This window comes from Aestuariivivens sp. NBU2969 (assembly GCF_019931125.1).
Classification (GTDB): Bacteria; Bacteroidota; Bacteroidia; order Flavobacteriales; family Flavobacteriaceae; genus Aestuariivivens; species Aestuariivivens marinum.
Map to the genome: position 1 here is coordinate 150976 of NZ_JAIOUU010000001.1, position 22792 is coordinate 173767.

10 protein-coding genes are annotated in these 22792 nt (G+C 33.4%); 2 read left to right on the forward strand and 8 right to left on the reverse strand.

Annotated features, from left to right (window positions below; all coding sequences use genetic code 11):
* Window positions 1-58: 58 nt before the first annotated feature.
* Complete coding sequence (locus K7G79_RS00675; RefSeq protein WP_223548183.1) at window positions 59-5236, reverse strand: T9SS type B sorting domain-containing protein; 5178 nt, start codon at window positions 5234-5236, stop codon at window positions 59-61.
* A gap of 156 nt (window positions 5237-5392) precedes the next feature.
* Window positions 5393-10246 carry a choice-of-anchor L domain-containing protein gene (locus tag K7G79_RS00680; protein WP_223548185.1) on the reverse strand — a complete coding sequence of 1618 codons (4854 nt, stop codon included), beginning with the start codon at window positions 10244-10246 and terminating at the stop codon, window positions 5393-5395.
* A 265-nt stretch (window positions 10247-10511) separates the two neighbouring features.
* On the opposite strand from K7G79_RS00680, the gene K7G79_RS00685 reads away from it, so the two are divergent.
* The gene (locus K7G79_RS00685) at window positions 10512-11939 is read left to right on the forward strand and encodes a serine hydrolase (RefSeq protein WP_223548187.1); all 1428 of its coding nucleotides are present in this window, start codon (window positions 10512-10514) and stop codon (window positions 11937-11939) included.
* A gap of 2 nt (window positions 11940-11941) precedes the next feature.
* Here the strand turns inward: K7G79_RS00685 and K7G79_RS00690 are convergent, their stop codons facing one another.
* From K7G79_RS00690 to K7G79_RS00705, 4 genes are read right to left on the reverse strand one after another with little or no spacing between them, the layout of a single operon-like run.
* The gene (locus K7G79_RS00690) at window positions 11942-14635 is read right to left on the reverse strand and encodes a T9SS type B sorting domain-containing protein (RefSeq protein WP_223548189.1); all 2694 of its coding nucleotides are present in this window, start codon (window positions 14633-14635) and stop codon (window positions 11942-11944) included.
* 32 nt (window positions 14636-14667) lie between these two features.
* Window positions 14668-18021, reverse strand: a complete 3354-nt coding sequence (locus tag K7G79_RS00695; RefSeq protein ID WP_223548190.1) for a T9SS type B sorting domain-containing protein — start codon at window positions 18019-18021, stop codon at window positions 14668-14670.
* 27 nt (window positions 18022-18048) lie between these two features.
* A complete protein-coding gene (locus K7G79_RS00700) occupies window positions 18049-18882 on the reverse strand; it encodes an ABC transporter permease (protein ID WP_223548193.1) in 834 nt (277 codons plus the stop codon).
* Between the two features lie 19 nt (window positions 18883-18901).
* Entirely contained in the window at window positions 18902-19801 is a 900-nt protein-coding gene (locus tag K7G79_RS00705) for an ABC transporter ATP-binding protein (RefSeq protein ID WP_223548195.1), read from the reverse strand.
* 237 nt (window positions 19802-20038) lie between these two features.
* On the opposite strand from K7G79_RS00705, the gene K7G79_RS00710 reads away from it, so the two are divergent.
* Window positions 20039-21100, forward strand: coding sequence for a hypothetical protein (locus K7G79_RS00710; RefSeq protein WP_223548197.1), 1062 nt, complete (start codon window positions 20039-20041; stop codon window positions 21098-21100).
* Window positions 21101-21104: 4 nt separating this feature from the next.
* Here K7G79_RS00710 and K7G79_RS00715 read toward each other — a convergent pair whose 3' ends face one another.
* Window positions 21105-21617, reverse strand: a complete 513-nt coding sequence (locus K7G79_RS00715; protein WP_223548200.1) for a plasmid pRiA4b ORF-3 family protein — start codon at window positions 21615-21617, stop codon at window positions 21105-21107.
* 35 nt (window positions 21618-21652) lie between these two features.
* Complete coding sequence (locus tag K7G79_RS00720; protein WP_223548202.1) at window positions 21653-22669, reverse strand: COX15/CtaA family protein; 1017 nt, start codon at window positions 22667-22669, stop codon at window positions 21653-21655.
* Window positions 22670-22792: the final 123 nt, after the last annotated feature.

The following is a 22792-nucleotide window of genomic DNA, read 5'->3' on the forward strand; positions in this document are numbered from 1 at the left end:
GTGATTTATTAAAAACTAGCTAACAAAGATATAATTAAGCGCATAACAAACAAATGAGTTACCTTTTCAAAGCAAAATGCCCCATAAATGATCTGCCATCGGCCAGTTTTATCCTAAACCAATAGTCGTCCGAAGGCATCAATACTCCTTTTTGAGTGCCATCCCAACCATCGGACAGCGGATCCAATTGTTTAATTAACTTTCCATAGCGGTCAAATATTAATATTGTACTACCAGCCTGTAAAGGACTAAGGCCAAGTATTTGCCAATAATCATTTCTACCGTCACCATTAGGAGTGAAGAACTTTTTATGGCCAACCACATAAATTTCCAACTCAGCAATGCCACAAATATCATCTTTTACATATAGCGTATAAGTGCCAGCTCTTACATTGTCGAATACAGGACTATCTTGATAAGGGAAAAAGATTTCACCATCATTAGATTCCAATGAGAACTGATAAGTTCCTGTTCCTAAATTGTCGGGGTTGTTTATGGTAACGTTGTTATGTTGAGAAATATCTTTAATAGTAATATCATTTTGAGTAATAGTGGCCATTTCAGATGCTTTTACCGAGATGGTTTTGCTTCGAGAACAAAATGTTGTTTTATTACTAATAGTGATCGTATAATTTCCTGGTACAGAAACATCTAAAGCCTTTGTACTGGAAAGTATCGTACCGTCTTCAAATTTCCATTCATAATCAAAATCCAAGGGATTGGCTATAATAGGATCTAAGTTTACTGTAAAGGTTGGGTCCGAGGTACAAACAATTTCTTCTTCAACAATTAAAAAATCTGGTAACGCATTGACCTTAAGTTCTATGGTCGTAGCTGCTATACAGTTTGGGTTATTTGGATTTATGGCTCTTACTGTTATGGTTTGGTCTCCAGAAATTAATGGATTGGGTAATGTAGAGCTATTCGAAACAGGTGTTCCATTTTCATCAATATAGTCATAATAAATATCCATACCCGTTTGTGTACCCCTTAAAATGCTGTCAAACGTTGAGGTATCGAACCCAAAAATGCCATCATTATCTATATCGTCCTTACTACCATCACATACTATTTGTGGTGTGATGTCATTAATTATTGGCTGCTCATCAATAGTGAGTACTAATGTGGTTTCATCATAGCATGGACCATCGGGATCGTAGGAGACATTATTCGTGACCCTAATTGTAATGGTCTGGGGTGCCATGAGTAGTGAGTTAGACAAGGGACTTACCACATTGTTGCCGTTGGCATCCTTAAGAGGATTACCATTGGTGTCCCAATAGCTAAGGCTAACGATTGTGGGATCTTGACTTCCTAAAACAGTACTCTCTACCATTGAAGTGTCAAAATAGTAAAGACCATCGTTAATACCACTGCCATCTGTACCGTCATCACATTGCCTGTCTATGGTTACTGGGTTGGCTTTGGGAAGTGGTTCAACCACCAAAAGGTCGGTAAACTCATGTAATCCAAGGCAGTCGTTGCCTAATTCACTCTTGATACGCACCCAAATACTTTGTGAGTTTGGTGAATTGATATTTTGATGGTTGGAAACATCCAATATTTCGTTTAATTCCGTTTCTGCATCAATCTGGTTTTCAAAAAAATGTACACTAACATTAATGGTAGAAAAGATAGTATTGGAGATATGATCCTTAATTGCAGTCATGTTGAATGTGGAGATGCCGTCCCTATTGTCATTACCATCATCACATTGGAAAATAGGACTTGGTAAGTATGAATCTAATGCACCAATGTAAGGATTGACCACAAGGGTAAGAGGTACAATCTTAAAACAACCGTTAGGATCTTCAGCACGTATCCATACAGTCTCTGGTGAAAAGCCAAGGGCATCTTGGTAGCTAGTAGGATCCGGTATTGGGTTGGAGGCACTGTCGGCTTCTATTTGGTCCTTGTAATAGGAGAATACAAGTCCTTCAGAAGCATGGTTTGAATTTACTTCTTCCTTTATCCAGTCTAGGGTGAGGTTAAAGAAGGCTTGCCCATCATTAGAATCGTCGTCACATTGGGCGTAAGTGCTTGGGGAATTGGCTAAAGGTAATGGGTTTACGGTTAAAACAACTTCATCTGAATATATACCACAGGAATTACCTGATCTATCTAATTTAACCCTATAATGATAATCATCAAAGCTTAAGGGAACGTTCATGATAGTTAAATCTAAGGTTTGACTGCCTGTATAATTAGAGTTATCTGTTATAGTATTCCAATTGATTCCATCCGTACTTACTTCCCATTGGTATAATTCTGCCTCTGAAGAAACTACAAATACCGTTGTCGACGATGTTTCACAAACCATTGTATTTAATGGCTGTGTGTTAATTGTGATTGGGGCTATCAATAAATAATCTGGGTTTGGTAATGTATAGCCATCATTGGCATTATTTACTAATCCGTTTTTGTTGGTTGTAACAGTATTGTCTCCAAGCAAGCTATCATTATTACCATCAGAAAAACCAGCTTCAATTACATCGCTACAGCCATCGCCATCACTGTCTAGGTCGATATAATTAAAACTGCTATCTCCATCTGTATCTGCTAAATTGTAACCCATTTCACCACTATCAGGTAAGCTTTCTGCTGTATCGGCCAAGCCATTAGTTCCAATTAAAGCATTAACATTATCTATTATGCCATCAAAATTTACATCTAACAAAGTGCTACCAGATTCCTCTAGGTCAAAAATACCATCATTATCGCTATCCAAATCATATACGTTGTAAGTTCCATCATTATCATTATCACCAATTAGATCATAATCAGGATAAATATAAAAAGAATCCATAATGTATTTACGCGGGAATCCAAGCGGTGTAACACCAACGGGATTTATAGGCGAAATATAATTCCCAAACATTTCAATATTATCAGGAATGCCATCGTTATCACTATCCAAATCTAATTCATCCTTAACACCATCATTGTCATTGTCATTTTTAAAACAGGTCAATGATACATTTCCATTAAATGTTACATTATTAACTGTATTTGTGAGTTTATGAATAAATGAAAATCCGTCTACTTGATTAGCGTAAAATGTATAATTTTCGAAATAGCCAGTAGGATTTGGGTTTATCTTAAAATGAATTTCAGATCCAGAGATTTGGGTAATACCTGTTTCAAAAATCCCATCAAAATTAGAGTCTATAAGTAATCTGTTATCCGGGTCAACCAAAGTGATATTTTTATCAACAGGAAAAACCCTAACAATAAAATATTCACCATCAACAATATTATGTTCTGTAGATGAATCACCTTCAAATTTAATATTTACTGGCTCTGTAAACGAAATATTGTAGTTATTTTCCTCGTTAGTACCAGCTACTATACTACTTGTAAAATCTCCTAAATTGTTTGTTGTAAATATATTGTTTGTATTTGATGTGACATAACTTGTAGTTGCGATTGAGTTATCTATAGTACCGTCTTTAAAAACAAGCTGTGGATTATTTATATTTTGAATATCTAAAATAACGTCTCCCTTAGACTCAATACAGTTTAAAATGCCATCGTTATCGTTATCTACATCCAAATTATCAATAATACCATCATTGTCAATATCATCTGGGCAAATACTTACAGGAACCTCAGTAGATTCCAATTGTTCACCTGTACAGGTTATTTGACCTATAAGTTTATATTTTCCAGGAAGAGAAGGTGTAATGGAATGTACATTAGAACTCACTATTTGAAACCCAGAGCCATCATCAAACCACCATTCATAGTTGTCAAAATTTTCAGTATTTGCAGCTTCAAGAGTAATGTTAGGAATACAATTGCCTAAGGTTGCAAATTGTACATCAAAATTAATTTCTGGTGCAGAAGGAAACCCTGAATAATAACTCCCCGAAGTAGCCACACCATTATAATTAAAATATGCACAGTACAATTCATCTGTACTTTGAACTGAGATATTACCAAAAAGTCCAGTGACTTTATAGGTTACATAATCTGGATTACCATCAACATTGCTGGGTCCTATAGCGCTATAGTTAGTTAGTGGCATGTTATTAATAGTAACATTAGCACCTGCTTTTGTAACTATTGATACACCTCCAGTATAGGTTGTAAAACCGATACGTTCTATAGAAGCAATATTGTCTAAATTACCTCTAGCTTCACAACTTAAGGGAGGTACAAAAAACATACCTTGGTTGGCCTCGCTATTTGTGGCTCCAATACCCTGGTATGCAAAAACATCATTTGAAGTTTCAACATACATGTTGCCATTACTGTTATACTGATTGCCTTCTATTAAATAATATTCTCCTCCATTTATTGTTGCTACTGGTCCAGCTCCATTAATACTAATCGAAGTATTACTTGTATGACCTACAATTAAGATATTTTCCCAGCCATTTTGACCATCACCTTTGACAAAAACATATTCTCTACCTACTTTATCTAACCCAACAATTTGATCAATTCCATAATCCCTACTGTTTCCGTTATGAAAGCTTCCGTTGGTAGAACCACAATTCACTACAATAGGTCGATCTGAATTTATCAGACAACCAATTAGGCCATCTCTATTAACTATACTATATGAACTAATTGCAGCTATAGTATAACTTTCTCCTTTGTTTAATTTCACAGAGATAGGAGTAGGGCCTATGTAGTTTTCAATGATCAATCCAGTTGGTAATTGACTAAAGTTAACCTGGGTATTGTCCTCTGAAGCCATAACAGACACAAAACTTAAATAGTTATCTTGTGGATTTTCGTTTGTATATGCACCTGCTCTAAATGTTGTGCCTAATGCTGAAAGTCCTTTACTTACCAAGGCACCTGCTTGAGCACCTCCACCAGCATTCATTCTCACGGAAACATAAATGGAGCCTTCAGCTTCAATAATATAGCCTTTATTACTAACAATTGTACTAGTTTGATTTGAAGATATAAATAACTGTCCATTACCGTTACCTATAAAAATTTCTTGTGGATTAGTGTTTGATACATTTCCATAAATGTAGCTTGATGCAGGCTGTCCCACAGGTTTTATAGTAAAAGCAAGATCAGTTGTATTGGGTGTAGATATATAAATATATTGATCTTCTGGGTTGGCATTGCCAAAAGGAGAGCTCGTTAGTGGAGGAATATAGTGGGTTTTGCTTAATTGGGCAAAACCTATAAAACAAAAACATAAAAGTATTATGAAAAGATATTTAGTATGTTTTTTATAGGTCATAGGTGAATGAAAATCATTAAGTTTCAAAAGTTTAATAATTTTACCAACAGCTAAAGTTATTACATAAATATATATTTAGACTTAAAGAATAATAAAAGGTTTATTATTTTTAGATAAAAAGAAAAAAAAGAAGATTTATCTGTAGCTTGATAAGCTTTTTAATATGATTTCAGAACCAATAACTTATCTTTTCAAAGCAAAATGTCCTTTTATGTTAAAAGATTCTCCATTGTGGATGATATCTGCCGAAAACCAATAGTCATCTGCTGGCATAGGATTTCCATTAAAGGATCCGTCCCACCCTATAGAAGTATGCGGTAGCATTTTTAATAGTTTACCGTGTCTACTGTAAATGTAAACTAAAGTTCCTGGTAATCTATCAATACCCACTATATGCCAAGTATCAAAATGACTGTCATTATTAGGCGTCACAAATTTTGGAATATCTATAACGAACACATCAGTTTCTATAGGTGTACAGCCGTTTAAATCTATAATGGTTACGATATGCGGGCCGAGGCTTACATTATTGAAAATATTTGATTCTTGTGGTTCTCCATTATCTAAAACAAATTGGTAATCACCTATACCGCTTACGGTTACAGTAATGGTATTGGGATCTGTAAAATCTGCAGTTGCTGTGGCTTCAATTGTGGCTTCTTCAGATTCAATAAGCGTGAAATTTTTCGTAAAATCACAATTTTGACTAGTAGTAACGGTAACCCAACGCTCACCTAAATCAGAAAGGTCAACTGTAATATCAGAAGTTGTTTCACCATTCCACCATAAATAGGTGTCTGTTGGGTTTCCAGTTTCGGCACTTATGGTTGCAGGTTGGTCGTTGCGACATAAAGTAATGGTGTCTTCTAAAGGAATTACTGCTAGTGGATTTATTATGGTTTGAAATTGTGTAATATTATAACATCCAGTATCATTATTTTCAATCCTTGCATATATAGTTTCCCCATTTGTTGCATAATATATGTTGTTTAAGCGATTGGTATCATTTTCTGCGTTTTCTATATCATTATTATAATAATATATAGAATAGTCAATAGAACTTTGAGTACCTAAAATAGCATTATCGTTTTGTGACAAATCGAACTCTAGAATAGCATCAAAATCATCGTCACAATCAATCAAGTTTGGAGGTATGTTTGCAATAGGGTTTGGGCTAATTTGCAATATAAAAGAAGTAAAAGAGAGACAACCAGTATTATTGTCTTCAACTCTAACATAAATAGGGTAGTTGCCCGGTGTAGCGTAATTAAATATTTTGTTATTATATATGCCAACGTTGTTATTGGCATTAGATAGCGTATCGTGATAGCTTATTGTAACAGCATTTAAAAAAGAACTATGGACAATAAATGTTTCTACTTGGCTTAAATCGTAAGTATTACTAGAGTTATCACATTCCTGTATACTGTTTAGGGGAAGCAACGTTGGAGGTAGGTTGACCAACAGATCCAATGGTATTGAATTTGAGCATCCTGTTGAGGTTTCAGCCTTTACATATATGGTTTTGCTATTGGTAATTGGGTAGTTATTTATTTGAGCACTCGATATTTGTGAAGTTAATGCAGAATCTTCGTAATAGGTTAAGGTTACATCCCCGAATCGAACATTTTCTATTTGAAATACAGCAGTAGACAAATCTACAGTTGTAATTCCGTCATAGTCTGTATCACAAACAGGAGGAATGGTTGCAGAGCTAATAAGAGGTGTTTGAAAGGTAATATACCGAACTTCTTCAATAACATAACATGAATTGCCCATGTTTTCAATTCTAGCATAAAACTGACTTTGTAAAGCTTGTGAAGTATATTGGTCAGGTAAAAAGCTGCTAGCATTAGTCTCAGCTTCGTTATAAGTTAAATAAAACTGAATATCCAAAGCATCAGTACTTCCAGAAGCAATTTCTTGGCGCTTAGCCTCTAAATCGAAAGTATGTGTTCCCTCTGTTGTTTGGCAAACTGGTGCAAAATCGGTGAAATTGGTATTGTAATTAGGATTAGTTCCAATTTCTAATATAAATGATGATGTTGCGTAACAGTCTGGATGTGAAATATTTTGAACACGAACATAAATTGTTTCTGCACCATTACTGTTATAAGGATTTGTTTTGTTTAAGGGAACAGAATATCCAGCATCTTGAAAATAAAGGACTTCTTTTCCCAATTGTCCATTTAATATTTCGGCGTCTTTGTCCTGTAAATAAAAATAGGCATTGGTTGTACCTTCATCTACACATATTTGATATGGTGTAATAGAAGCAATTACAGGAAGTGTATTAATAATAATATTAAAATCAACTATTGAAAAGCATCCTGTACCACTTATATCTTCAACCCTAACGTAGATACTTTTAGAATTGGTGCTGTAAGTATTTGAAGTCGCAATAGGGTTTATTTTGCTGTTAGCATCATTGTTATTTTCATAAAAAGTAATGTCTAATCCAGATGTATTACTGACTATTTCAGGTATTTTACTATCTAGATTAACTATTGAAAGCCCATCTTGGTCATTGTCACAAATAAAAATATCTGTGGGATTATTAACTGTTGGTGCTGGTATTATATTTATATCAAATGGATTAACGGTATAGCAACCAGTAGAATTATTTTCTATTCGTGCATAGAAAGTGTTCGATCCTGTATCATAAAACTGGGGTAATTGGTCTACACCAGTATTGGCATTATTAGGATCAGTAAAATAACGAACGTTAAAAGCTGTGTTTCCTCCTGTTATGGTCGCATTAAAAGTTTCAAAATCTACTGTAGTGATACCGTTATCATCAGTATCACAATAAGGTATTGGATCTACAGCATTAAAAGTAACAACCGGATTGACACGTAATATTATATCTGAAACTTCAGAACAAGATCCATTTTCAATAGCAATATATAATGTAATGGGTGAACCATCAGATATGGTAATGGGGTTAGATGTATCTATTGCAGGTGAACCATTGGTTCTGTCTTGTTGGTTTTGGTAAAACGTTACAGTAACGTTAGGCAATCCATTAGCTATAACATTTTCAATAGTGTTAAGGTATACATCAACATCACCATCACCATCCTGATCACAAAAAGCAAATCCATTAGCTGGAATGTTAGTTGCTGTGAGTAATAGATTGGTATGTATTTCAATAGGGATAATTGCATAGCAACCTGTAGTACTGTCTTCCAGTCTTAAGTAAATGGTTTCTTCATCAGGATTACTATTAGCATAGTTTTGTGGATTTGAAATAGGGTTGCTTCCCAATTCTGCATCATTATAGCTAGTATGGTAGGTAGGTGGCAAGAAACTTGTTGCTCCATTTAAAATATCATTGAGTACTTGTGTAATATCAAATGTAGCGAAACCATCATGGTCTGCATCACAAGCATCAATATATTGAGTGCTCCTGTTAATCTGGGTGTTACCATTAGTAATATTTACTGTTAATGTTATATTGGATGAATTAGTACAGCCTGTAAGCGAATTTACAACCCTTACATACAGGGTTTCTGAAGGATTTGTGTTTGTATAAGGCAATGTAATTGGATTTGCTCCAGTATTAGCCTCTAATTGGGTAAAATGATAGGTAACAAACGAATTTGGGTCGCTACCTGTTATTTCACTGTCTTTTTGACTCAAGTCAATCTGGGTGATATTGTCCGGTATATTATCATTGTCACAAACATCTAAACTTGATGGTTGTGCTGCTACTGGTTGAGGATTTACAATCAATTCAAAATTTCCATAAATAACACAGCCGTTAACCGTATCTTCAACTCGAACATAAATTGTCCTTGAGATTGAACTTATTGGTGAGATAATGTTATTGGATGGGTTATTTCTAGCATCGCTATCTGTTAAGTAATAAGATATGGTATAGCTTTGTGGCAAAACTTCAATAGCATTTTCAACATCGGTATCTTTAGAGGACAAATCGAAAGATTCTTGACCATCACTGTTCATATCACATAGCTCATAAGGCACTATAGGATTAGCAGTTAGTTCAGTATCTATATTAACATTGACTTCGTCTTGAATGACACACGAATTTATACTTACTTCTACACGATACAGTCCGCTTACAGATGTTGTTAACGTAGGATTGCTTTCCCCTGAGATTAAACCATTGTCCCTATACCAAGTATAGGTTGCCAATGGATTTTGAATTTCACCATTCAAGGTAACGCTGCTAGAGCACGTACCAATATCATTACCAAGTTCAAGTTCAGTAAATGTGCTAGCTTCGATAAAAACAGCGGTATCAATAGCTGGGTCTGATGCATTATTACTTTGATCTGCAACAATAAGTTTAACATGATACTGCACATTTGGTATTACAGTAGTTGCTGCTGTTAATACATTTGTTCTACCATTGTAATTGGTGTCTCCAAAAGCATAGCCATCAAAATATTGATCGTTGGCTGCGGCACATTGTGTAATAATTTCGTCATGGATATTATTTACTGTAACTGGATCTCCAGAACCAGGGACTAAAGCAATATTTTGATAGGGACCATTGTTACTAGCTTCCCTTATCAAGAATACAAATCCATCTGACGAGTTACAGGGGTAATTGGCAAAATATTCCTCTGAAGCCAAAATATAGTTAAATTGCACCATATCTGATAAGGCCACAAAATCGAATTCAATAGATGTAGCATTTACAGTATTGCCAACACCCAAGAACGTTTCAATATCAGGGTCTGTTCCCCAATTAACCGTACCTTCACTTAAATCGGTATTATTTGAAGTATTTCCACCTGAAGCAGCATCACCAGATGATAAAACAATTCCACTTTCCAATGGAAAGTTAGAACTCCCACGCTGAAAAGCACCATAACTAGTTAGTCCATCTATACTTCCATTGACAGATGAACTCACATTTGAAATTTCCACACAGCTATTAGCTAAATTGTTTTCAATGAGTTGCTGTAAGGGAATAGTGTTGTCGATGTTAACCTGTTGAGCAAGAAAAGGTTTAATGCTAAAAACCATTAACATAAAAACAAAATAGGGCTGTAGGTTCTTTTTCACTTTGTTTTATTTGGGCAAAAACAATTAAATGATTTGGTTTTACAGTGCGAAAAATAGCTTTTTTATAGATAAAATGCAAAAAATATAAGGTATAATGCAATTAATTGATGTTCTTTTACTTAAAAAAACCTTTTTTATTCTAAACTTTTTAAAAAAACAGATCTATGAATTTTTGAAATTCTACTATTTAAAAAAAATCTAAACAAAATTTAAGTTGGTTTATATTCTTGTTAAAAATTGCTAACTTTATAAAAAAGAATTGTTTATGCTGTTTAACAATACAGAGGAGCTCAAATTTAAATTCCTAAATGGTTTAATAAAATGGGGTTCATTTTTAGCATTTGTATTATTGTTTGGCTGTAATAGAAATATTGAGTTCGAAGAGTCATTTAATTTTACTATAGAATTAATTTCTGGAGATGATCAAATTGGATTACAGAATACAACTTTATTAGAAGATATTATTGTAAGAGTAGTAAATGATACTGGAAAAGCTATTTCAGGAGTTACTCTTAATGTTAGTATCGTTTCAGGTGGAGGAAAAGTTAATAATGCATCAATTATCACTACTGATGAAGGCTTTGCTAAAATTTCTTGGGAATTGGGGTCAGATTATAACAATTCAATAGAGATTTATACAAGTTCTGATAAGTCATCTTCAGTAGTTGTCAATGCTATCGCAAAGTATAAGTATGTAGCCCCTGCAAATGATGATGATGGGTGGGAGATTACAAATGCAGGTGACCTATTGTTGAATGAAGAAAAAGTATACGATGCTATTGATGAAATTAGAAAGGGGACCTACCGTAAAATTCATTCCATTCTTTTGTCTGTTAACGGTAAATTGATTTTAGAGGAATATTTTTCTGGCACCAATTCTTTTGGGGATTTTATAGAGTATGATAGGGATACACCACATGAATTACAGTCGGTCAATAAATCATTTAGGGGCGCTATGATAGGAATAGCAATTGATAAAGGCTTTATTCAAGATGAAAAAGTTCCCATAAGTGGGTTTTTCCCAGAATTAGATTATTTAACAAAGGATGGTAAAGAAGCTATTTTATTAAATCATTTTTTAAATATGTCATCTGGATTACAATGGGATGAAAGCACTGATCTTGCTGGATTCTATGAAACTCCTTTTTCTACTGCTCACACATATGTTTTATCAAAACCCCTTGAAAATACTCCAGGTACTTTTTTTGAATATAATACGGGAACTTCCTTTGTTTTAAACAGGATAATAATGAATGCAATAGATACTGATTATGAAACTTTTGCGAGGAACCAATATTCAAAATTAGTAGAAAGTAGTGCATTACCTGGAACTGGTGAGCCTTTGGATTTTAGAAATACACCTAGGGATATGCTAAAACTGGGCCAGGTATATTTAAATGAAGGAAAGTGGAAAGACACTCAGGTTATTTCTAAGCAGTGGGTAAATGAATCTACTAAAGTCCATTTTACTGTTTCACCTAATAGTTCTTATGGGTACCAATGGTGGATTAGAAACTTTAACACTAGTACACAAGCTTATAATTGTTTTTATGCTGCTGGTTTTGGTGGACAGTTTATCTTTGTTATAAAAGAATTAGGTTTAGTAGCTGTTTTTACTGGGGGTAATTTTAATTCAAATATGTCTATTCCCTATGAAATTATGGAAAATTACATTTTGGAAGCATTTGAATAAAATTAGCGTTTTAGAGTAAAGTGACTTTTAAAAACACGCCCATCTTGAAGTGTTACAACAAACCAATAATCATCAGTTGGTAGTTCTTTGCCATTTAAAGTGCCGTCCCAACCTTCGTCTAATGGATTAAGTTGCTTAATTAATTTTCCAAAACGGTTAAAAATTATAATTTTGGAGTTGGGTTGAAACATGTTTGATATTCCATGAACTCTCCATGTATCATTATTACCATCATTGTTTGGGGTAAAAAACCTAGGAAAACCAATAACAGAAACTAAATTGTTAATAGTTCCACAGTCATTTTTTGTATCTTTTACATGAAGGGTATATATTCCCGGGCCAACATTTTCAAAACTATTACTGGTTTGAAAATTTCTATATATAAATTCACTGTTTTCATCATATAATGCATATTCATAAGTGCCTTCTCCAGTCACATTTACTGTAATGACATTATTTTGGGACATATCGGTTACCTCTATAGCGGTAATGGTGGCTACATTTGAAGCTGTAATAACAAAATTTTGACCTCTAGAACACACAAGTCCATTTGATTCCGAATAAACAGTTAAAGAGTAGTTCCCTGTTTTAAATATGCTAACTACACTATTAGTTTCAATAATGCTGTCATTTTCGATCATTTTCCATTCATAGTAATCATAATTTGAACCTGCGTCAATAATAGTTGGAATATCGGGTTTATTTAGGCATACATAATAGTTATCATTAATCGATGGCTTGGTAACTTGATTAACAATCAAGTTTAAAGGTTCAATCCCGATACATTCTTGATTTTCAGATTCTGCTCTAACCCATATTTTTTTAGATGTTGAGAGGTATTCAATAGTCTCAATCTCATTGATTTCAAATTCAGCGTCACTTTCATTAAGAAAATAATATATGGAAATAGATGGATCTAGGTTAAAGAGAGATTTTATAGCGTTTACTTCATCTTCTAAATTAAATAAACCTATATTGTCATCAATATTTCCATCATTGTCATCACATACAACAAAATCTGGAATGGTGCCAAGTGTTGCATTTATGGCTCTTATATAAAAATTGGTAATTTCTTCACAGCCAACTTCATTTATAACTTTCAGCCATAACTCCTGGGGATTGGAATTAGAATTTTGGAAAGGAACTGAAGTATCTATTTCTATGTCATTATTTAGGTCGGATACATTTCTATAAAATTTAAAACTGTAAAACTCAATATTATCATCAGTAATCAGGGGTATAGCTTCATTAAGGTTAAAGTTGGCTATACCATCATTATCATTGTCACATTGTTCTAGGACCTGATCTGGAATTAAATCAGGAACTTCAAATATTTGTATTCTTCTACTAATGGTCTTTGAATCACCATTTTGTAATTGCATGGTTGCCGAAACATCATAAAACCCCGAATTAGGATATTTATGTGTAGGATTAATTTCTGTTGAAGTTAAACTATCCCCAAAATCCCAAAAAACAGTATAGTTTTCTTCAATGGTATTAATGGAGAATTCTGCAGTTTGATTTTCGCATGGTTTTTTAACATTAATGGTAAAGAAGAATAGGGATTGAATAAATGGAGGTAGCCCTTGAGTAGAATAATTTAACCTAAAACTTGGACTCAAGTCTATAGCATCGTGTTGGTAATTACATAAATCCCCATCTAACTCTGGATTGTTTATTACTCCAAGATATCTAGATCCAACATCGTATTCGCTTGATAACGCTCTATATATCTTACCATTTAATGCTAATTGTAATGCACCTCTGTAAGTGTCCTCATTTTTAGAAATTAATTTTCGCGAATTATTAACATTTCCCGAGTTTAAATCAAATTGATAAAGAAACCTAGTATATTTAAAAACATCGGGGGTGTTTGTTGATTGTTGTAAAAAGGTGTCAACATAAAGTTTATTGTTTTCGGCCGAGAACTCAACGCCATAGGCTTCTTCTTGTTCATTTTCAAATTCAAATTGAATTCCAGGAAAAACTTTACCATTAGCAGCAAAAAATGATAATAGATAAGATTTATTGGCATGATTGGCCATAGCTAAATATTCACCGTTGGGAGAGGCCTTTAAATAACCTCTTGGATCTAAAATAAGTTCTCCCAAACGAGATTTAACAGATATTCTATTTATACCTTGCGAACTTACTTTGAATGAATGAAAGGTCACACCATCAAAGGAGATCACCCATATTGAAGTACCATCAGAATGCTTTACTGCAGTTATTTTTTCTGAGGAAGAACTAAGTAGGTTGATGTTTTTCTCATTTACTAAAATATCTCCGTTTCCATTATCTAATCTTATATCTACAGTGGAATATCTTAATCCAGGTTTTTCAAAACCAACGGTAAAAATATAATATATATTTTCGTCCTCTGGTTTAGGAACGATAATGGCTGATTGAGAACTGGAAGGGTCTCCTAGTAGTCTAACTCCATTAGGCATAATTTGATGTTGTTTGTTATATACAGTTATTCCATCCGTATAGAACAACAAATCTCCATTTTTGTCAGATATTGTAGCACATCCTTCATATGTGTATAATCTACTGTCAGTTAATACAGTAGGCGGTTCAGTATTGAAATTTAAACCAGCTCCTTGCCCAAAATACCAATTAATAGCTTGCTTTTGTGCGTATAAACTCCCCAAAAAAAATATTACTACAATCGATATTAAGTGATTTTTTTTCATTTACTAGTATTACATAGTAAAATTGATACGAACTATCTTTTAAGTGTAAAATGATTTTTAAAAATTCTACCATCTTGTAGGGTCACTGCAAACCAATAATCGTCGGTAGGCATAATTTTTCCGTTGAAAGTACCATCCCAGCCATTGCCTAATGGATCCAGTTCCTTTATTAGTTTTCCAAATCGGTCAAAAATTAAAATTTTGGAATTGGGCTGAAACATACCTGATAAACCAAATACTTGCCATGTATCGTGAAACCCATCATTGTTAGGGGTGAAGAACTTTGGAAAACCAACAACTGAAACCTGCTGTGTTATTGTTCCGCAATCGTTCTTTATATCTAAAACATTTATAGTGTAGATACCCGGAAACACGTTTTCAAAAAGATTACTCTCTTGAAAGTCCCGATAAATTGTCTGGTTGTTCTCATCATAAAGGGCATAGAGGTAGGTTCCTTCACCAGAGGCAAAAACGGTAATGGTGTTATTGGTTGATACATCTTTGACCTCAAAGGGAGTCATGTCGAAACTAGCTATGTTCGATGGCTCGACTTTAATTGTTCTGTCCTTTGAACATCCAGTAGTAATATTTGTAACTGTAACTGTATAAGTCCCTGTTTGGTTGATTTGAATACTATAAGTATCATCACCTGTAGACCATGTATAGGCATAATTGCTTGATGTATCCATTAGTACAGCAGCATTAAGCTCTATAGCCTGTGGAGAAGTATTAAGGCAATAGTAAGTAAGAGTCTCGGTTTCTATATTAGGGAGCCTGTTAACCGTTAATAGGACTTCGCTAATACCATAGCAGGCATTATCGTTTTCAGCTCTAGCATATATGGTTTGTAAATAAGGAGTGGTGTTTGTGTAAGGTGAGTTTAATACATTTTGTTCAAGAAGAGCATCTGTGTAAGTTTCATAATAAGTAATAGGGAATGTAAACCCATTAATGGTTTGCATGTCAATAGTAATATCATTTAAATTAAAGTTATTTATTCCATCTTCTGATCCTAATTCATCACAAACAGGAGGTGATATATAATTATCCATTTGTGTACTGGACACTTCAAGCGTAAGTTCAGCAATATTGTAACAAGTATTGGTATTATTAATAACCTGTACATAAATTAATTGAGGGTTGGTAGTATTGGAATAACTATTTGGTGTTTGAATTTCGTTTGTACTATTTTGGGCATCTATTAAACTTGTATAAAATTTAACGGATCTATCTGGAATACCATTGGTTAACTCATCCTTTGCTTGGTATAAATTAAAAAGGGTTTTATGGTCCACAATACCATCTTCATCACATTGAACTAATGAAGTATTGCTATTTGTTGGCAGCGGATTGACAATTAAGTGAATAGCATCAGAAACCGAATAACAGTACGGATGCAAATTGTTCTCTATTCGAGCATAAATAATTTCATCGAAGGCTGCTTGATTGGTGTAATTATAATTGAGCGCACCAACATTGTTCTCAGCATCTCCAGTAGTATGGTGATAGGTAATGGTATAGTCTGAATTACTCTGACTTCCTAAAATATCATTATCCAATAAGTGAAGATCTATGTCGGTTAAACCATTCGAAGGATCTGGATCTGTTGGGGTTACATTATCACAGAAAATTAAATCTTTTATATTACTTATTTTTGGGGTATTATATACCTGAACTTTAAAAGACATTGAGGTATCAAAACAGGTGTTATTTTCATAAAGCCCAACTCTTGTATAGATGGTTTGAGGTGTTGATGTTGCAGTAAACAATCCTCTAATTTCATTAATATTTAAATCGGCATCACTTTTCGTACTAAAATATTTAACCTCATATACTTTAGGATCTTGCTTCCCTAATATTTCACTATTAATGGTGGTTAAATCAAAATTATATCGATTATCGTTATTATCATCACAAAGAAAAACATTATTTGGATGGTTGGCTACAGGGGGATCAAAAAAACTTACCAATGCTTCGCCTTCCAGTACGTTACAATCATTATTTATAGTTTCAACAATAAGTTTATATTCTCCTGCTTGGGAAACCTCAAGATCAAAATCATTTTCTGGTAATATAATTCCATCTTTAGTCCATTCATAGGTAGCTCCATGGATATCCTCTGCGACTAGGGTATATGTTTCTCCATGGCACAGGGGCAGGTAGGTTATATTTATTGTTTTACGGGTTATATTTATTTTTTCAGCAAAAAAAGAAGCAATAAATGGTGGTAAACCCTGTCTGGAGCTTCTGTTTAGTGAAACAGCATTATGCCTATAGTCACAAGCTGTTCCCCTTTTGTTAGGATTGTTTATAACAGAAAGAAAAGGAGATCCAATAGGATAGGTAATGCTCATGGCACGGTATATCTTGCCATTTGGCCCAAGTTGCAATGCTCCCCTATACATTTGTCTATGGTCTATAACAACTTTGCTTCCACTTATATCTGGTTCTAAAAGGTCGAATTGTAACAATGCACCATATTGACTTTGAGGATTATTGAACTCATCTCTTGGTGCTTCATAATAAGTAGTTACATAAAGAAGCTCATTGTTTTGAGAAAACTCCAAACCATAAGGTACTTGTGGTTTATTATTTGGACTAAAGCCAATATTTATGGGTGTTGAATTACTAACCTTTCCTGTGTTGGCATCAAAATCAAAAAGATATAATCCTGATCCAATATTGGCACATGCCAGTTTTGTACCATCAGGAGACAATTTAAGATAGCCTCTGGCATCACTAATAAAAGTATTAACAAAAGATTTAACTGGGGTAGTATTTACTCCTGTATTTGAAACTTCATAAGCATAAAACGTGTCATAAATGGGATTGTCTTCAGCTTTTCCGGATGAAGAAGCCAATGTGATGACCCAAATGGATTTAGAAACACAATCTTTTAATACTGCACTAATTTTTTCTGAACTGTCTTCGAGCAATTCAACATTTTTTGAAACTACATCACCTAAACCATTATTTAAGGTTAAATCTACAGTAGAGAAATTAAATCCTCTGTCTGGATCACCGCCAATAGAAGTATCAACGGTAAAAATATAAAAGATATTTGCATCATCAGGTTTAGGAACAATAATGCCAGATTGCGAACTAGATGGATCTCCATAAAGACCGTTACCATTTGGCATGGGCTGATGCAATCTATTCCATACCGTAATACCATCAGTATAGAATAATAAATTACCATCACTATCCGAAATGGAAGCACAACCCTCATCGGTATTTAACATTCCATTAGTCAGGTTTGTTATTGATCCATCAGGATTAAAGTGTATACCTGCATTTGCTCCAAAATACCAATTGGAGGCTTCATCTTGTGAAAAAGCACCAAGGGTAGTTAGAAAACAGAATAATATAAAAGCGGTTTTTTTCATCTTTCACAGCAAAGGCTACCAAAGATATTATAAATCCCGCTTTTTTAATAATCTATACGATAAAAAGACAAATAGTGCTGTCCAGCCCAATACAATAACAATTTCATACCAGTGCACGGAGTAGTCGTAGGATAGGTCTTCTCCAACTTGGGCAGCTACTTCTTTTACAGCTGATAGTCTAGACCCTGGTTCATCTATCAAATTCCACATGGATTTAAAGGGCAAAAATTGATAAATAGTGTCTGCTAGATCAGTTTCCTTATTATATCCAGACACAACCAAATAGCTAATGAATTCAACTGAAAATAAAACAATCATAGTTGCTACAGCAAAAGCAGAACGCTTAATTAGCATGCCGAGAAATAACCCAAAAGAGAAAAACCCAAGAAGCTTCACGAAAAAAGCAACAAGATATTCTAAATCTAAAAAAATAATCGATAATTCATTATAACTCGAATATATTAACCCAAGAATAAGGGACACCACAAAAACAAAAAGTGTAGATATTAGCGATAGTGCAATGACGGCATAAAATTTTGAAAGTATAAATTCTTTCTTACTTAGGCCGTCAATTAAATTTTGCTTGATGGTTTTATTGCTATACTCATTGGCTACCATAGATACTATAACCAACAAAAGAAAGAATTTTAATTGAGCCGCTACAAAAGTATTAAAGTGCCAGATATATGGAAAATTGAATATGCCTAGTTCAGCCAAATGGAATTTTATTGGGCCAATATTAAACTTAATGGTTGCAAACAACGAAATTAAACTTAATAATATAAAGTAGATAAGCACTAAAACCCTACTTGCTTTATTATGGATTAGTTTATAATATTCTATATCTAAAAGACGTAACATAATAATAATCTTTTGCGAGCTATTTGTTATGGTCAGTTAATTGTAGAAATTGTTCTTCTAAGCTTTCTTTACGCTGTACCAAATGAGTTAGGATAATCCCTTTATCAAACAATAGTTTATTAAAATCTTCAGATGATAAAGGTTCGTTTAAAAAAGCAGTAATTAAGTCACCTTTGGTTTTAATGTTACCAAAAGAAGTATTGTTCTCTAAAAACGAAATTAATTCTTCATGCTTTTTACACTTTAGTTCAAAGAAACCATGACTGGAAATCATTTCATCCACTCTACCTGAATACAGCTTAACACCTTTACGAAGAACAACAACATGTGTACACACCTTTTCAACTTCATCTAATAAATGTGATGCTAAAAGGATAGTAGTACCTTTAGCGGCTATTTGTTTAATAATCTCCCTAATTTGATGAATACCTTGCGGATCCAAACCGTTAGTTGGCTCGTCTAGGATTAAAATTTCAGGATCGTTCAATAGGGCAGAAGCTATTGCTAAGCGTTGTTTCATGCCTAATGAATAGGTTTTAAACTTACTGTTCTTACGTTCTAAAAGTCCAACAACGTCTAATTTCTCATCAATTTTATTGTAATCGACACCCTTTATTTTGCAGACCAATTTTAGGTTTTGGCATCCGGTCATATAGGGATAGAAATTAGGACGCTCTATTATAGCTCCTACTTTTTTTAAAGCATTGTGGGTGGTAGTATTTCCATTGAACCAATGAAAACTTCCTGAAGTTTTATTTACTACATTTAATACAACACCAAGAGTTGTTGATTTACCGCTGCCGTTTGGACCTAAAAGGCCATAAACATTGCCTTTGTTTATAGTGAACGATAAATCCTTAACTGCCGTTAAATAACCAAATTTTTTTGTTAGGTTGTTGATAGTTAGAATGGATTCCAAGTGTATTATGTTTTTGGCCAAATCAAATCTGGCAATGATTGATTATTGAAAATATGACGATATTTAAATCTTTTTGTTACAACGGTAGGTATAAAAACAATTAAATTTTGTGTTTGTAAGTTACAAAATTTAGCTTCACTTTAAATTATCACATCGTTAGTCCATTTAATTTTCATTAAGATATTGTTAATCTTTAAATAAAAAAAAATCATGTACTTTTGAATAAGCATTAGATTCATGGACGACTTAAAGATATCCAAAAAAAAGCCAACATATTCCATTAGCAATAAACTGCATAACTATCTTGTTCGTTATGACAGGGATGTGGAAATACCTATATTTTATGATGATTTGTTACGCTTTCAAGGCGGTCTTGTGGTTTATGATAAAGATGGTAACGATACGCTTTGGATTAGAGTGTATTATAATGAATTTGAAAGGGAAGAGATAGATATTGCCTTAAAACGTATTTATAGTATTTTACATTCTGATGGAAGTGTTAACACCACTCCTTTTTTAAATGTTGATGCCATTGATTTTTGCACTTTTGGTAATTCAAAACCCTTTAGAATTAAAGTTAGAAATATATTGAATGACAACTACACTTATTTTTATGTAAAATCTGCTGATGCTTCACGGGTTTATGGCTTAGAATTAGAACATATGCTTTCACCATACAATCTAAACTTTTTAGTATATAAAAATACGTTAATAGAAGAACATATTGCTGGAATCCCTGGAGATGAGTTCATAAAAAATATGCTGCCTAAGTGTAATAAATCTGAAAAATCACAAATAGCCAAAGAATTTGTTAAGTTTAACGAACGTTGTATGATTAGGCTTTTGGGGGACATGCGTTCTTATAATTATGTAATAGTACCTACTCACGATTTTGACCATGTGGTTTATAAAATAAGAGCGATAGATTTTGATCAGCAGAGCTACGAAGGCAAGTTTAATATTTACCGTCCTCAGTTTTTTAAAGAAAATTCAAAAATGGTGAAATTGGTTTCTGAAACTATCCAAAAACCTTCTATAGATCAATATAAAACAGAAGAACGTTCTATATTGGTAAAGCGTTTAAAGAGTTTTCAAAATAGAATAGGTAAACTCATAGATTGTATGGAAACCGATACAATTTCGAGCCCAGAAAATATTGATGTGCTTAAAATGAATATTTTTCAATATACAAAAGACGTAAATTTTAAGCGTTCTAAAAACATGGGGGAAATACTTAAATACGCTTTAGAATTCTTGGTTAGAAATTACGAAAATGTGAAGCTTGAGAGTTTGAAGTAAATTGTTAGTTCCAATGCTCGTCAAAGTCAAGATTGTCATAATCATCGATATCCAAGCCTTCTTCAAATTCATCAAAATCATCATTACCTTCAGCTTCAAATGATTTTTCCGGAGCGATTTCAGGCACTTGTCCTTGAACAAACATTAAGTTAGGATAGTCGAAACCTTCTGTTTCTTCTACTATTTCAGCTAGCTCAACAAAAAAGGTCCACATGCTTAAAAAATCGTAAACATAAATAAGTTTAGGAGATATTTCATGTGCTACATCATTTATTCTGGTTTCATTCATTAAACGGGCAGAAGCATCTTCACTTAAATCGAAAAGAGATATTTCCTCACCTTGGTTCCATTGATCGTCACTAATATAAAATGAAGCCATTTCAGAACCATCAAATCCAAACGACTGTGTGATAATGTTATGTAAATCTTCCAAGGTGTCATCTTCACGAATTTCCAAATCACGAAAAATATCCTCTTCAGTATCATTATCCAATATTACCCTAAATCTATAAATCATTTTTAAACGTATTTTGCAAATGTAAGTTTTTTATACTATTTACTAAAGCGATGTAAAGTAAATATCATGGCACTTAATAAGAAAAAAGCACCTACTTGATGGGCAACTCCCAACCAAATAGGAACTTGTAATAAAATGGTATAAACACCCAATAAAAACTGTAAACCTACTAAAATTAAGAGCACATTTATAGCTTTTTTTTGTAAACTATTTAACTGCATTTTTTTTGATTTATACCAAACTAATAAAATAATGAACAGTACAATAAAGGCTAAAATTCTATGAACAAACTGTACCCCACTTTTGCCTTCAATGAAGTTCTTGTATAATGGATTTTGCTCTATGTATACGGTTTCATGCATAAATTTACCTTCACTCATCATAGGCCAATGGTTATGGATGAAACCAGCATCTAATCCTGCTACAAAAGCACCATATATAATTTGAAGTAGTAATATAGCCAATCCAAATCTTACTAAGTTCCTAAAGCCTTTGTGAATAGTCTGTTTTGTAAGGTAAATTAAGTCCAATCCCACCCAAAGTGTATAAGCAAATGTAACAAAGGCAGTAGTTAGATGTGCTGCTAAGCGATAATGACTAACATCTGGTCGGTCCACCAATCCACTTTTAACCATATACCAGCCTAAAAATCCTTGAAAGGCTCCCAAGCCTAATAATATTATGGCTTTTTTTATAGTAGATTTGGTAAGTCGTTTTTTAATTAAGAAATACAAAAACGGTATAAAAAACACCAATCCCATAAGCCTGCCTATTACACGGTGCAACCATTCCCAAAAATAGATATCCTTAAAATCCTGAAGCGAAAAATGGGTATTCAACTTTTGGTATTCCGGATATTGTTTATAAAGATCGAAAGCAGTTTGCCATTCGGTTTCGTTCATTGGGGGTATGGTACCCGAAATAAGTTTGTAATTTGAAATGGAGAGACCAGAATGGGTTAGTCTTGTAATGCCACCTATTATAACCATTATAAAGATTAGGAAGCAACCTGTAAATAACCAATATATAACTGTTTTATTATCTTTTTTCATGTGTTGATATTTATTATTTTTTTGGAAATACTATTTAAAACCTTATGTAAGACCAAAACTTGAAATGATTTTGTAATTATTCTTTTTATAAAACGAAATTGCTACAACTTGTGATAAGTATGA

What these genes read in the sequence shown, in the direction of transcription:
- K7G79_RS00685 (WP_223548187.1), top strand. Translation starts at nt 10,512, where the DNA reads ATGCTGTTTAACAATACAGAGGAGCTCAAATTTAAATTCCTAAATGGT.
- K7G79_RS00690 (WP_223548189.1), bottom strand. Translation starts at nt 14,635, where the DNA reads ATGAAAAAAAATCACTTAATATCGATTGTAGTAATATTTTTTTTGGGG.
- K7G79_RS00695 (WP_223548190.1), bottom strand. Translation starts at nt 18,021, where the DNA reads ATGAAAAAAACCGCTTTTATATTATTCTGTTTTCTAACTACCCTTGGT.
- K7G79_RS00700 (WP_223548193.1), bottom strand. Translation starts at nt 18,882, where the DNA reads ATGTTACGTCTTTTAGATATAGAATATTATAAACTAATCCATAATAAA.
- K7G79_RS00710 (WP_223548197.1), top strand. Translation starts at nt 20,039, where the DNA reads ATGGACGACTTAAAGATATCCAAAAAAAAGCCAACATATTCCATTAGC.
- K7G79_RS00715 (WP_223548200.1), bottom strand. Translation starts at nt 21,617, where the DNA reads ATGATTTATAGATTTAGGGTAATATTGGATAATGATACTGAAGAGGAT.
- K7G79_RS00720 (WP_223548202.1), bottom strand. Translation starts at nt 22,669, where the DNA reads ATGAAAAAAGATAATAAAACAGTTATATATTGGTTATTTACAGGTTGC.